Genomic DNA, 13,298 nt, shown 5'->3' with positions numbered 1-13,298 from the left:
TTTGAAGGGCTGCTGCAGTGAGCCAGATCGAGTTGGAACTGGCACCGGACACGGTATCGCGGCGGCCTGCAGAGGGCAATACGGTGAAGCGCCGCCGGCGGTTGGGCAAAAGATTCGGCAAAGTCTTCCCCTCCTCGGCGTCGTTGACGGTCTTCGTCGCAGCGTTGGCTCTGGTCCTCGGCACTTGGTTCCTCCTGGTCCGCTTCAGCCATGTTTCGCGGCTGATCCTGCCGACGCCGGGTGAGGTGGCGCAGGCTTTCGGCCACGGTGTGTTCCGGGGCGAATGGCTGGTCGACATCGCGACGACACTTGAGGAAACCGTGATCGGCTTCCGCGTCGGGGGCTTGTTTGCCGTGACAATCGGTGCACTGCTCGCCTATCTCGCCGCGCTGCGCGGGGGTTTGTATCCACTCATCCTGGCATTCCAGACGTTTCCCAAAATTGCTGTTGCGCCGCTGCTTCTGGCTTGGCTGGGCTATGGGCTGGCGCCGAAGGTCATCATCGCGGCGATGCTGGCTTTCTTCCCCGTCTTCTCCAACACGCTGGCGGGGTTCCTCGCCGTCGATGCAGCGTTGGTGGACCTATTCCGGTCCATGCGCGCGTCCGCGTGGCAGGAATTGCGGCTGCTGCGCGCTCCAAACGCCATGGCCTTCATACTTCCATCCTTCGACGTAGCGCTGGTGCTGGCACTGCTTGGCGCCATTGCGGCGGAGCTGGCGGGTGCGTCTGCCGGATTGGGCAATGTCATCCAGCAGCGGACCTTCCTGGGCGATACGCCCGCGGTGTACGCGGTGCTGCTGCTCCTGGCGCTTCTCGGGTTGGCGATGAAAGGACTGATGGGACTTCTCACCACTCGATTGCGTCGCCGGGCCTGACGCCCAGGATTGCAACCGTAGCGAGGCAAAGAAAGCAGGCGAATGCGGACTGTCAAACGACCATGCGGCGCCGCCCTCACGATCTGGAGCTGTTTCGCCGCATCGACAAGGTACGCCCAACCCAAGCAGGTGATCTTCGCTTCGGGCGATCCTTCGGTGAGTGTGGCAACCGCGCCGTACACCTCGCTGCAACAGGCAAGCGGGCTGGCGGAGCGTTACGCCGGGGTCAAGGTGAAGGTTCAACCCACGGCGGGTGCAACCGTCGCGGCGCAGGCGGTCAGTGCCGGGAATGCCATCTACACATGGGGCGGCATTACGTCGGAAATCCCGGCGACCATGCTGGATCCCAGCCTCGTCATCGTGGCGTTCGATGCCGGCAACTCGCACCGAATGACCCAGGCCGGCACGGTAGAAAATTAATCAGGGACGAAAGCAATGAGCGTTGTTCAGGTCGAAACCCGCGGTCCGATATCGATTATTCGGCTCAATCAGCCCGGCAAAATGAACGCGATCAGCGCCCGTGTTGCGGTCGAGTTGCAGGAGGCATTTCAGGCATTCGACCGATCCGATCAGCGCGTGGCAATTCTCAGCAGCGTCGGCGATCGCGCGTTTTGCTCCGGCGCGGATACGACGGATCTACCGGAGCTATGGCGTTGCGTTCCCGGCGTCGGCTTTCGCACAGACAAGCCGATCATCGCGGCAACGACCGGTTGGTGCGTCGGCGGCGGCATTGTACTGGTCATGATGTGCGATCTGATGGTGTCGACCGAGAGCACCATCTTCTATTATCCGGAGGCCAAGCTGGGCCTGACAGGCGGGATGATCAGCTCGCTGGCGTCGCGCATGCCGCATAAATTGGCGATGGAGATCATGCTGCTGGGGAGTAAGGTCAAGGCGCAACGCGCGTACGACGTCGGCTTCGTCAACCGCGTCGTGCCCGATGGCCAGCACGAGACCGAGGCACTGGCAATGGCGGAGCAATTGCTGGGAGGCGCGCCGCTGGTGCTCTCGACACTGAAGCGGCTGGTCGAAGAGATCATCCCGCCTGGCCCGGTGGAGCGCATGATGCGGACGACGATCGGCCTGGCGGCCGTGCGCAATAGCGACGATCTGAAGGAAGGGCTGGCCGCCAATCGCGAAAAGCGCGCGCCGCGCTTCACGGGGCGCTGAGCGATGGGAATGCTGTCACGCAGTGCCGGCGCCATGGCACTCTTACTGGCGCTTTGCATGACCGCATCCGGTGCGGAACTGCCGACGATCGTCTTCGCCACCTCCGATCCGGCCATCAGCGTTTCCAGTGCGCCGTATACGTCGCTGCAGGAAAGCGCCGGGCTGGTCCGCCGGGACGCGAAGGTGACGCTGAAGGTCCAGGCGACTGCCGGCGCAACTGCGGCGGCGCAGGCGGTCAGTTCGGGGAATGCGTTCTACAACTGGGGCGGCATGTCCTCGCTGATTGTCGCGGCACAGAAGGACCCGAGCCTCGTCATCATCAGCGCCGATCCGACCAATAACTTTCGCGTCTCGGTGCCGGCTGCCAGCGCCATTCATGACGTGAAAGAGCTGAAGGGAAAAACGATCGGCACGCAGAGCTTTGGGTCGGCAGCCTATCTCTACGGCCGGGCGGTGATTGCCAAGGCCGGGCTGGATCCGCAGACGGATGTGAAATGGCTGCCGATCGGCGTGGGTGCGCAGGCCGCCAGCGCACTGCGCAGCGGCGCAGTCCAGGCCTACGCCGGATATGACAGCCCCAATGCCGTGATCGAGATTTTGCTGCATGAAAAGCTGCGTGACCTGGATTCGCCGCTGAACAGCATGGTTGGCATGTCCGGCATCGTGATCCGGCGGGACAGCATGGAAAAGCAACCGGAGCTGGTTGGCGGCCTTTGCCGCGCCTTCTACCAGGCGATCGTGTTCGCCAACGCCAACCCGAAGGCCACCGTGCTAAACCATTGGCGGGTATATCCCGACCAGAAGCCCTCCAACGTCGCAGACGATCAGGCATTGGCGGATGCGATCACGATGCTGAAGAAGCGGCTGTCCGGCCTGGCCATACCTGGCGTCGATGGGGTGTACGGCTATGAGCCGACCGAGGCGCTGCAAACGACCGCGGATCTTCTTTTAGAGGCCGGGCTACTGCAGAAGCGGGCCGATATGGCTTCTTTGACCGATCATCGGTTCAAGGATCAATGCGGTAAATTCGACGGCGCTGCGCTGGAAAATGAAGCCAAAACCTGGGAGCCTCCCCATGGTTGATGCAGCCAGGCCATTCGATGGCGTTCGCATTATGGACTTCACACGCTACATCGCCGGGCCGTTCGGCACCCTGCAACATGCCCTGCTCGGCGCAGACGTCATCAAGATCGAGCCGCTGGAAGGCGAGGATTCGCGATACGGCGGGGCCAACCCACATTGGGCTGCACACAAGCTGGCGCCGGCTTGGCAGGCGATGAATGCCAACAAGCGCAGCCTTGCGTTGGACTTGCGACAGCCCGACGCGATCGAAATCGTGCGTCGTCTGGCGAAAACCGCGGATATCGTTTGGGAGAACTTCCGGCCCGGCGTCATGGACCGTCTGGGTATCGGCTATGACGCATTGCGTGACATCAACCCAACATTGATCTACGTCGCGGTCTCTGGGTTCGGCCAGTCCGGGCCAGAAAGTAAGACGGCCGCGTTCGATGGAAAGATTCAGGCGCTCTCGGGCATCATGTCGATCACCGGCCATCCCGCTAGCGGCCCGACGCGAGCGGGATTTCCGCTGAGCGATATGATCGCCGGCATGACGGCTGCGTTTGCCGTCGCCAGCGCCCTGTATCAGCGGACGCGAACGGGATTGGGCCAATTCGTCGACGTGTCCATGTTGGACGCCAGCGTCGGTTTTCTGGGCCAGCAAGTGTGCGAATATACGCTGGCCGGCGTTCAGCATGGACGAAATGGTAATTTGTCGCCGAGCGGGAAGGTCACGGGCGATCTCTTCCAGGCTGGTCATGGCGCGCTTCTGTTGGCGGTGATGACGGAGCGGCAATACATCGCATTGATGCGGACGCTTGGTTGTGCCGATGCATTAGAGGATCCGCGGTTCCGCGATTGGGCCGCGCGGGCGGCCAATGTCGACGCGCTGCGAGCGACGATCGAGGCGGCGATGGCGAACGAAGAGGCTCATGTGTGGGAGCAGCGTCTGACCGCGGCCGACGTCCCGTGCTCCACGGTCTGGAGCGTCGCGGAAGTGGCCGAGCATCCGCAATTGGCCCATCGGCAGGTGTTGCAATCCGTGGACAGCGCGCACGGGCCGGTGCGCCTTGTCGGCTCGGCATTCCAGCTTGCCCATGGTGGGGGCAAGATTGATCGTGCCCCGCCCGAACTCGGCAGCGACAGCCGAACGATTTTGCATGAAATCGGCTATTCCGAGGCGGACGCCACAGCACTGCAATCTCGGTCGGTCGTTCTGCTATGATGACGGACCCGGCGTTCACGCTGGCCGATCACGTATTCCGCACCGAGTATGCCGACCTGCCGCCGGCCACGATCGCCGCCACCAAAAGCGACATTGCCACGGACGACCTAGGCATCCGCCTCCGGGGCGAGCGCGGACATAAAAGTCCCCCTTGACGCTGTCGGCAACCGGCTAACCCCGGCTCGGGGATCAACCGGATTTGTCAGCGCTCACTGGAATATTCGCTGGTGTCGACCGGGTCTCGTGTCCGCCCTCTGCGGCGATGCCGGTGCTGAGCTGCGAGAAATCGTAGGGGGAACGGTGTACTGGTCGACCAAGTCGTGGAAACACTCACCCCTCACGCGGGCATCCTATTCAAATAGCTTTGGGCTTGTTTGATGAGGTCATCAAGGTCCATCTCGGGGGCTTGCTCGCCAGGCCCGATGCCCCAGCCGCCCGTACACACGAGTTCCGTAATATACGCGCCCAATGCCCGGTAGGCCTCGAACTGAGACTCTGTGAACCACTGGTCGCCGGTGGACTCGTGTGGGAATGTCATGTTGGCAATGGCGTAGCTACGAACATGGGCTGGCTCCTGGCCACGATACCCGGGCTTGATATAAAGCAGCCATCCCGTCTCATCATTGCTCGGATATCGGATCGTGCCGATCGCGCAGTAGAAACCGGGCTCGGGCGGCGTCTTCCTGGGCGGGATGTCGAGTGTCTTGAAGTCGATGCTGACGCCCATGTCGATGTAGATCTTCCGTACGGCGTTTCCAAGATCCTCGAATGCGCTGTCCGGATCGCACCCTGCGTCGCTGACAACGATCATGCGGCAGCCCCTGTTGACCATCTCGTAGAGGCCAAGATTTTCGAAGTGACCACCGTCTGATAAATAGATCCACTTTCCACGATCAGTGGTTTGCCCCGCCAGTTCCTCGAGCGCGGGCCGCAAACCCGGCACGGGTCCATCACGGTCAAATGCGCTTCCGCGAGGATTGCCCAGCCACCAGCCGAGCCTGAGATTGAACAGCGATAGCAGCATGCCCACGAGCGGCGAGGAATGATAACCCGAGTTAGGGCTCACCGCTGCGCCGGATATCGCCATCGCCGTGCCGAGTGTGATCCCCCCATGCGGACCTCCGAAGGATTTCGTGTCCCGATAGCCGACGTTGCTGTTCCCGGCATGAAGCGCCGTCACGGTGAAGGGCTCCGCCTTGCGCTCCTGCCAAGCGAGATTGTCGGTCGCGACCACGTTCAGCGTCATGTTCACAACGTGAAATAACCTCATCCCCTCTGGCCGCCGCGGCGGCAGCGTAGCCGTCATCGGAAGGTTGTCATCTGGATCGAAGCCGCTGAACGGGTCCGGTGCACGGCCTGGATTGGTGCTACTGCGGGCTGAGCCGAGGAAAGCCCGCACGAGCCTGTTGCGGTAGAGCGCATGCAGCGAGAAGCGGTTCACGTTCACGAAATAGGACGCGACAAAGGCCAGGATCGCAAGCAGCCCGAAACCGAGGAATTGCAACAAGGCGGTATGGCGAAGCTCGAAGAAAGCATCCGCATGCCCGGTCGAACGAAACGGGATTATGCCAGCGATCGCGCGGATCAACTCGTCGTCCAACGCCGACAATGCACCCGCCAGGCATGCGGCAAACACCAACGCCGCAGCCGACACCACCGCCGACAACTTGAACGGTTCGGCCGCCTTGCGCGCGGTCGTTGCCGCCGTGAGCGGACTGGGTCCCAGGAGCAGCGTGATCGCCCCGGACACGCCAAGGCTCGCCAGATAGGCGGTGCCTCGGCCCCACGTCCAAAACATTGCGCCCGGCATGTAGAGGTCGATCGCGCAAGCAACGCTCACAGTCGCTCCCAGGGCCAGGAGCCAGCCACCGTAGCGGGCTAGCCACTCCCGATCCCAATCCCCCCGCTCCGCAAAGCTATTCAAACCTACGAAGATCACGTCGGCAAAGGCGAACGAGAGTAGCGCCCAGCCGGGCCCGAACACCAGCAGCGCCGCGGAGCCGGGCAGAAGCAAGGTCCCGACATGCAGCCCCACACCGAAGAGCAGTCCGGCAACGAGGCCAGTTGCCGCAAATGCCAGCAGGTCCGCATACCAGACAACTTTCGGGCGCGTGGCGCTGGCTGGCGGAGCGGCCACGCTCCACCAGGCGAAGCCAATGCCCCAGGCAAGCGCATACCCCCCCGTACCCGCTGCGGCACCGAATGCCGCGGATGACAGAAGCGGGGCAAGAAGCCAGGCGTTCGCCCCAAACGTCGACACGATCGCCGCAATCAGCAATGGAAGTGCGACGCAGGATAGAAAGCGACCATCCTTCAGCCAATCACCCGCACCCTGCAGCCGCCCCCGCACCGCGACCGCCAGTCCGGTGATTGCCGCGACAGCCGCGACGACCAACCAGGGAATCGGGGTGGTGGCACTGCCCGGGCCAAGGAGGGCGAGCATGCTCACGGCGAACTTTGGCACCAACAACACGCTCAGAAATAGCGGGCCAAATACCAGCCAATTCAACACGAGATTGCGCAGTACCAGGGCAACCGCAGCCCAAGTGTCCGCCGACAGCACGCCGAGTTTTGGGGTCAGATAATTGCTGTAGAAGCGGAGGCCCTGCACTTGAGCAACCTCCCTACCGTCCGGGCTTCTGAATCTGTCCAGTCCGGCGAAAACCTGACCATCATTCCCCTGATGGGTTCGCCAGGCCGTCAGCCAACTCCCGATATAACCACCGCCCGAGACGGTTGAGAGGTAATGAAATTTTCCGACCAATTCGAACCTGGCCAATGCTTCTAGCACGCCGAGCGCAAACGTGGCGCTGCGGATGCCGCCGCCTGACAAGCAGAGGGCGGCCAGTGGCTTGGTGGGCGGCTGGCCGGGAAGTAGCAGCTCACGCTCCGCTTCGGACACCTGGGCAAAAGTCAGCGGCTCGCCTGTCACTTCTTCCTTGGCGGCTCCGTTCATGACGGCGTCTTTCCCTTCAGGGTCAATGCTCTGTCGCGGTGTTGCACCAGTCGACGACACGACGGTGCTCACGCAACGGATCGATACCCCTCGGCCTCCATGGAAATGCGAGTTCCAGCGGGCACCTCGTCGTTGCGTGCCAGGAGATCGGCGAGCGTGGCAGTTTTCTCGATCACGTCCATCCCGGCGGGCGTGAACGTACCCGCATGATAGACGGCCGGTGACAACAAAGGGTTCGTCAACGCGTGCGAGAACGCGTCTGCCGCGACCATCCGGCCAATCAACGGCGGCACTGCCGAGCGCGGCGGCAACTCCTCGGAAAACAGGCCGGTGAATAGCTCTACCCGGTCCACATGGGCGTATATCCGGGCAAGCTCGCTCACCACCAGCGGATCGCCGTTGATCTGCTCGAAGCGCGTCACCCTGGGGTACTTCATGAGCACCCGATAGTCGTTATAGCTGGCCAGCCGATTGTCACGGCCTTGCTGGATCGATGCCGCCTCCACCATCTCGAGCATCGGCGCCGTGTTGAACGGGCCAATCCGCCAGGCCCGGGTCTGGCTTGCGCCAGCAAGGGCCGTGACGAGCCCATCCTGCAGGAGCGTCCGATTGTCGAAGCGCAACCCGGCGAGGTCGACGGGTTTGGCGCCCCACATCGCCTCTGTCGGCACCAGACTGTGCCAGCGATAGAGGAGGTTGAATTCGACGGGTATCCAGGTTTCCCGGTTCCACCTTGCGGTGTAGGCCGGGGTCGGGTCGGCCAGCAGTCTCATCCAGTAGGGTGAGATATGGTTGATGTATTCCTCGACAACCAATTTGATGAGCAGAACGATGTTGATGTTACGGGCAGTCTGGAACACCCGCTCGTCCGTCCAGGTCTGGTTATCCCGTTCGAGCATAGTGCACAGGCGGTTGTGCTCACGCAGGAATAGCGTGTTGACCGATGCGGTGAAGGCCGTGGAATTTGCGCGTTCCCCCCCGAACGCGAACAAGGCTGCCCGTTTTTCGATCGGCCAGTTCCCCGGCAGATGGGTTGGCTCGGGCACGAGCGCGAAGGCCGCATCCCGCCTGCCAGCAGCGTCGTACAGTGCCGGTGCCCACTCGCCTGTCGCGGAGATGACGGATTTGAGTTTACCCTTCTCACCCGGCAGTTCACTGCGTCGCCGCAATGCATTGGTGACGCTCTCGTTGAGCCCGTAGAGTTGAGACAGATCGATCTGATGGTTGGTGCGCGTGCGCCGGCGGTCCGTGTCCGTCATCAGAAACCCGTCGGTGAACCACTGCGCGAAGCTCGGAAACAGCAGGGTGGAGCGATCGGATGGCACCGGTGGCCGGTCCGGGCGCAGCTTGAACAGAGTGGCCACGTCCGCCGCCGGCGGCAGTTGGTCCTGCGGGGCGGGTGGCAGATAGCGGCTAAACCATGTCCTGTCGGTCAGCGTGGCCCAGTTTGTGGTAGCCGCTTGAGTACTGAGCGCCAAGGGGCGGCAGGGCGCCTTCAGCACGGCGTTATTGACGATAATCCGGTTGGCAATCCGTGCAATCCACGGCGTCCTGTTGACCAGCGCCCAAAACGGCTCAAACCCGGATAGAACCGCGGCTTCGACTTTGTTGCGAAGTCCATCGCGGCTCGTGTCCCGCGGCTGAAGCGATGCTGGCATCAAGCTGCGCCAAAGCCGAGCTTGAACGATTCTGCGAACGCGCCGCCCTTGGCGTCCACGATGCTCCCGCCCTGTGGCAGCAAATGGACGCCGGGTACGAGCAGGATCTGCCGAATCGTCTCCGGTATGATCTCGTAGGCCACATACTGGCCAAGGCAGATATGCGCGCCAAAGCCCATGTGGAGATAGAGATTGCGCGGGCGGGTTTGGAAATCGTCTGGCCCCGGAAACACCGCCGGGTCGAACATGGCCGACCCTATCGCTGCTGCCACTGCCCGCCCGGCCGGGACCGTAACCTGGTGGTCGGTGCCCGGCGCAATGACCGCCGGCTGCGCCGCCACCCGAACCACGAAGGTGGTCATCGGGGAAAACCGCAGAGCCTCCCACACGATGGCGTCCAGTGCTGCGTTATCGCCTTTCTGCGCGGCCTGTGTGGCCAGTGCCGCTTGCGCCGGGTTCAGCAGGATTTGTTCGGTCGCATTCACGATCGCCTGCGACGTCGTCTCGATCGCGCCAACCAGCAGGCCGCAGATGTTGCTGATGACGCCCTGACGGTCGAGCCCGGAAAGCCCGGATCCGGTCAGCCGTAGCAGGCGCGAAACGGTGTCATCCCCCGTGGCGCCGGCCCAAGGCTGGCGTGAGTCGATGAATTTCGCGACCCAGGCCTGCATCGCCTGTCCGGCCGCGATGTCGGCCTGCAACAACGCGGATACGTTGGTCAGATTATGGAACATGTCGGCCTGTGTGGCGCGCGACCAGGCGAGCATGGTCGCGTCGTCGGGGCCGGAGAAGCCGAGACAGGTTTGCACCGTTTTCAACGGCACGAGCCGCGAGACAGTCGCGACGACATCGAACACACCGCTTACGCCTTGCGTTGCCGCACCCAGCGCGGCGGATGCCGTATTGCCTGCTATGGCGCGGATTGCAGGCAGATCGTCCCAACGCAACAGGGTGCGCATTGCAGCTTTGTCGCGCCAGTTCTGGACTGCGCCATCCCGCGCCAGCATGAACGGGCCGACTGACGGATCCATGTGCGGGGCGTATGGCACCTGGAAGGTCTCGTTGCGGGACAACATATCCACCACATCGGCCCAGCGCGACACGATCGTCATCTGCGGCAAGTCGAGGATGGGTCTTGTCTCGCGGAGTTCGGCAAACAGTGCGCGCCAGTCGGTGCGTAATGCACCAAAGAACTGCGCCGTTTGGGCTGTAGGATCGGTCGTGCTGTCGAACGTATCTAGGAAGCCCATCTCAGCAACCTCCCGACGCACACGCGTCGTCAAAAAGTAGGCATCCTCTTTCCGGGTCAGAAAGATACCAGAAGGCTCAAGCCCTATGCCTAACCTGGCCTCCCGGCGGACGTTTGAGGGTGCGACTGAATCGTCTAGAAGACCGGCTGAGTCGGAGGATGTTCCGGATCTTGCGGATCGATATTCACCTCGTAGTCCAGCGGGCGATTCGTGATAATTTTGAGACGGCCATTTTCGATCTTCATAACCAAAAGACCAGCGCCAACGCCATTTGGCGGGATGCAGGCCGCCGTCTCCCCGACACGTCGCGTGGTGGTATTAACAGTTCTGAAGATACTGTGCATGTAATCGATATTGGTTTTGGTCATGCGCGCCGTGCCCACCGCGGCGCCGAAACCAGCCTCCGAATCTTTGACGCAAGCACCATGATTGCCGACCTTACGCGAGGTCACATCGTCATAGTGGCAGGATCCATCCTGCGACTTGCTCCACATCTTGTGCGCGTAAGAGATGACGCCACCCTCGTCTTTGATGAAAGCGAGGGCAAGGCATTGGTAATGGCCCAAGATCTGACCACTTCTTGCGTCGACGTTTCTGACTTCGCCGTAATAGACCGGCTGACCGGAGTCCTGCGCCCAGAAATGGAGGCGGGACGCAATCTCAGTGGGGTCCGTCACTGTTTGCGCGACAGCCGCTGACGCCATGCATAAGACCATTATCGTGCCAACAATCACGCCCCGCATGGAGTCGTCCCTTCTCAGCCTTTTCGGCCACTCATTGTTCCATGTAGGTTAGGATATCGCAACGAATAAGGAAAGGCGGAAACTCATCGGGTATAGCTCGATTCAGTATCATGAACCGCGCGGGCCTCGTGTTCGATTTGGCTCCATCGAGCCTTTAGCGAGCACACACGAGTCGAATAGGTAGGCAAGGCGCCGGGTGATCATCGCGGCACTGAGTATCGCGCGTTTTTGCGCATAAACGCGATCCAGGACGATGATGGTTGTCGTCTCGAGACTTTTGGAGTTTCAAAAGTCCAGCAAATTCCTCATGCATAATAGGGCGCCTGGACCACCTGCCAGTCGTGGTTTGAAAGTGCCCGCGGCAGGATGGTTGAATACCGAGTCCGGGTCTTCGTCGAGCAATCCGTAGAACACCTCGGCGACGATCCGACCGCCCACCCAGCCAAGCTGAGTCAACGCACCGGGGCCGTTCAGCAACAATGTCTCGTAAAACACGCCGCTCGCATCGCCGGGGATCGCCGCGAGTACTGAGGCCTGCGCTTCCGCAAGCACGTAGAACCACAATGGAGTCTTATGGCTTAGCGACGCCGGAACGGGCGTCCATTGGAAGGCCTGAACGCCGGGTTCGACTGGCACACCTTGCGGAACCGCGTCCGTCGCCACGCGGACGACCATTTGCGCCGGGGTAAGGGTCGCAACCGGCTTCCCAGCCCAGCGCAGGGCCTGGGCGAAATCCTGGCCGGTCGCAAGGCCATAGGCATTGCCCCGCAAAAGATTCAAAAGCGCAAGCGAGGCAAGTGGAGCGAACGGCAAAGGATCAGGCGCTATCGCCGCCGCAGCTTCCGTTGCGGCTGTCGGCTCCGGAACATCAGCGGGCAAGGCAGCCAGCGGGTCTACCAGCGTGGAATCGATCTTATAGGCGTATTGCAGTTCGGCCGGCGACGGCGAACCGCCGCCCGTCACTCGCCCTGTGATACCGGTATCAGCACCCGGTCCCGTCGCAGGGAAAAAGCGTTGCCATGATTCTATGATATGGCTTGTTGGCAGCGGATCGAACCCCAGCAGACTTTCCTGGGGTGCTGTGGGATCTGTCCCCGGGAAGATGTCGAGCGCTTTGGTCGGATTAAGCCGGTAGCCCGTACGTACGCCGGAGTGGCCGTAGCGATACCCAGCACCGACGAACTCGCGCGGCAGGTTTGCCCGCTTGTCAGGCGTATAGAGAATGTAAGCAAATCGCCGCTGGTGCCGGTCTTTTCCTTGGAAGTCGGCCAGCACATCCTTCTGGATGATGCGCGGCAAGAAATCCTGGACGAGAATCAATTGATAAGTCCAGCGAACTTCATTCTGAGCCGACGTGAACAAGTTGTTCGGCGTATTCCAGCTTGCCGGAGGTTCAGCCTTTAGTGCCGCCACCACCTTATTGTGATAGCGGATCATGCCCAGCTGTATTTGGCAAACAATTGAGTTTTCGTCGTTTCTCTTATCGCCGATGATCGCCCGGTTGTTCGGCGCACGAAGCAAGTCGTCCGTGCCTGTCAGCAACGTTGCGCCGTCCGTATCGTACATGAACGGCTGCGCATCTGGTCCGTCGCCATAAACGTTGTCCAGATCGAAGCGCGGCGTGCGCAAGTTCGATGGGATATGGGAGCCTTGCGGCGGCCGGTCGGCCGGGTTCAACGACGATGTGCTGTCGAACGTCAGATCATGGTCCACGAATTGGCCGAAATAGGTGTAGCCCGCCGGTACCCACAGGTTTTCCTCTGGATCTGGACCGTCCGCAGACTGATCTGGCGGGCTTTTCATGAGCTTTGCCAAGGCGAGCAGCTCATGCGGATCAAACGTCGTTGTTCGCTGTGGCAGCAGCTCTGTAAAGGGCTGCAAATGAGAGCCGATGAAACCGTGTGCGCTTGCGCTCATGGCATGATCCCATCCCGTTTTGAAACGACAGGCCTTATCCAGACAAACGTATTCCCTTTGAGGCCCTTTTGCACGATAGGCCGTTTCGAAGTCAACTGGTTTTTGTATCGGAACGACATTGGCCTATGCAGCCGGCGAGGAGAGCCGCCATCGTCGCGGTCGAGCGCTAGGCTTGTTTGTTTTCGTCGTGATCGATGTCACAGGCGCGACCGGCTAATCCCAAATCAACGGAAGTGGACAGAGGCGCGACCGCTGTCCGCCTGGCCTACCTGTGCGGAAGATCCTGATCGACGGCATAGACGAAACTTCAGCCCGGCGGAGCCCGACCCTACAGAAGCCGATCTCGTCAGCAACCATCGTTTCTTGATGGAGGGCGAAGGCAGCCACTTGACCGGCGCCTCCGTGCCACATGTCTTCGACGAGAACTTCTTCAGCTCAGATGGCT

At 61.5% G+C, this 13,298-nt stretch carries 11 protein-coding genes; 6 read left to right on the top strand and 5 right to left on the bottom strand.

From position 1 onward, the window contains the following. The first annotated feature begins 17 nt into the window (after window positions 1-17). From GSQ76_RS22565 to GSQ76_RS22540, 6 genes are all read left to right on the top strand, one after another. Window positions 18-875 carry an ABC transporter permease gene (locus tag GSQ76_RS22565; RefSeq protein WP_158746362.1) on the top strand — a complete coding sequence of 286 codons (858 nt, stop codon included), beginning with the start codon at window positions 18-20 and terminating at the stop codon, window positions 873-875. Between the two features lie 156 nt (window positions 876-1,031). Beyond that, the gene (locus GSQ76_RS22560) at window positions 1,032-1,295 is read left to right on the top strand and encodes a hypothetical protein (RefSeq protein ID WP_158746361.1); all 264 of its coding nucleotides are present in this window, start codon (window positions 1,032-1,034) and stop codon (window positions 1,293-1,295) included. A gap of 15 nt (window positions 1,296-1,310) precedes the next feature. Further along, complete coding sequence (locus tag GSQ76_RS22555) at window positions 1,311-2,045, top strand: enoyl-CoA hydratase/isomerase family protein (protein ID WP_158746360.1); 735 nt, start codon at window positions 1,311-1,313, stop codon at window positions 2,043-2,045. 57 nt (window positions 2,046-2,102) lie between these two features. After that, window positions 2,103-3,128 carry an ABC transporter substrate-binding protein gene (locus tag GSQ76_RS22550; protein ID WP_158746359.1) on the top strand — a complete coding sequence of 342 codons (1,026 nt, stop codon included), beginning with the start codon at window positions 2,103-2,105 and terminating at the stop codon, window positions 3,126-3,128. Then, complete coding sequence (locus tag GSQ76_RS22545) at window positions 3,094-4,329, top strand: CoA transferase (RefSeq protein ID WP_335904927.1); 1,236 nt, start codon at window positions 3,094-3,096, stop codon at window positions 4,327-4,329. Before GSQ76_RS22550 ends, GSQ76_RS22545 begins: the two co-directional genes overlap by 35 nt. Then, window positions 4,326-4,484, top strand: coding sequence for a hypothetical protein (locus tag GSQ76_RS22540; RefSeq protein ID WP_158746357.1), 159 nt, complete (start codon window positions 4,326-4,328; stop codon window positions 4,482-4,484). The genes GSQ76_RS22545 and GSQ76_RS22540 overlap by 4 nt, the downstream gene beginning before the upstream one ends. A gap of 182 nt (window positions 4,485-4,666) precedes the next feature. Here GSQ76_RS22540 and GSQ76_RS22535 read toward each other — a convergent pair whose 3' ends face one another. The 5 genes from GSQ76_RS22535 to GSQ76_RS22515 all read right to left on the bottom strand — a co-directional run bounded on the left by GSQ76_RS22535 (window position 4,667) and on the right by GSQ76_RS22515 (window position 12,853). Continuing rightward, window positions 4,667-7,357 (bottom strand): patatin-like phospholipase family protein, encoded by a 2,691-nt coding sequence (locus GSQ76_RS22535; RefSeq protein WP_216851229.1) that lies wholly within the window; start codon window positions 7,355-7,357, stop codon window positions 4,667-4,669. After that, the gene (locus GSQ76_RS22530; RefSeq protein ID WP_216851228.1) at window positions 7,354-8,544 is read right to left on the bottom strand and encodes a peroxidase family protein; all 1,191 of its coding nucleotides are present in this window, start codon (window positions 8,542-8,544) and stop codon (window positions 7,354-7,356) included. Before GSQ76_RS22530 ends, GSQ76_RS22535 begins: the two co-directional genes overlap by 4 nt. Window positions 8,545-8,942: 398 nt before the next feature. Next, the gene (locus tag GSQ76_RS22525; RefSeq protein WP_158746355.1) at window positions 8,943-10,193 is read right to left on the bottom strand and encodes a cytochrome P450; all 1,251 of its coding nucleotides are present in this window, start codon (window positions 10,191-10,193) and stop codon (window positions 8,943-8,945) included. Window positions 10,194-10,327: 134 nt separating this feature from the next. Further along, window positions 10,328-10,936 (bottom strand): hypothetical protein, encoded by a 609-nt coding sequence (locus GSQ76_RS22520; RefSeq protein WP_158746354.1) that lies wholly within the window; start codon window positions 10,934-10,936, stop codon window positions 10,328-10,330. A 285-nt stretch (window positions 10,937-11,221) separates the two neighbouring features. Then, on the bottom strand, window positions 11,222-12,853 hold the full coding sequence (locus tag GSQ76_RS22515; RefSeq protein WP_158746353.1) for a peroxidase family protein: 1,632 nt from the start codon (window positions 12,851-12,853) through the stop codon (window positions 11,222-11,224). Window positions 12,854-13,298 lie beyond the last annotated feature (445 nt).

This window comes from Acidisphaera sp. L21, from assembly GCF_009765685.1.
GTDB lineage: Bacteria > Pseudomonadota > Alphaproteobacteria > Acetobacterales > Acetobacteraceae > LMUY01.
The sequence above is the reverse complement of the archived record's forward strand: the minus strand, read 5'-3'. Positions and strand labels throughout refer to the sequence as shown.

What these genes read in the sequence shown, in the direction of transcription:
- GSQ76_RS22555 (WP_158746360.1), top strand. Translation starts at nt 1,311, where the DNA reads ATGAGCGTTGTTCAGGTCGAAACCCGCGGTCCGATATCGATTATTCGG.
- GSQ76_RS22550 (WP_158746359.1), top strand. Translation starts at nt 2,103, where the DNA reads ATGACCGCATCCGGTGCGGAACTGCCGACGATCGTCTTCGCCACCTCC.
- GSQ76_RS22545 (WP_335904927.1), top strand. Translation starts at nt 3,094, where the DNA reads ATGAAGCCAAAACCTGGGAGCCTCCCCATGGTTGATGCAGCCAGGCCA.
- GSQ76_RS22540 (WP_158746357.1), top strand. Translation starts at nt 4,326, where the DNA reads ATGATGACGGACCCGGCGTTCACGCTGGCCGATCACGTATTCCGCACC.
- GSQ76_RS22530 (WP_216851228.1), bottom strand. Translation starts at nt 8,544, where the DNA reads ATGACGGACACGGACCGCCGGCGCACGCGCACCAACCATCAGATCGAT.
- GSQ76_RS22525 (WP_158746355.1), bottom strand. Translation starts at nt 10,193, where the DNA reads ATGGGCTTCCTAGATACGTTCGACAGCACGACCGATCCTACAGCCCAA.
- GSQ76_RS22520 (WP_158746354.1), bottom strand. Translation starts at nt 10,936, where the DNA reads ATGCGGGGCGTGATTGTTGGCACGATAATGGTCTTATGCATGGCGTCA.
- GSQ76_RS22515 (WP_158746353.1), bottom strand. Translation starts at nt 12,853, where the DNA reads ATGAGCGCAAGCGCACACGGTTTCATCGGCTCTCATTTGCAGCCCTTT.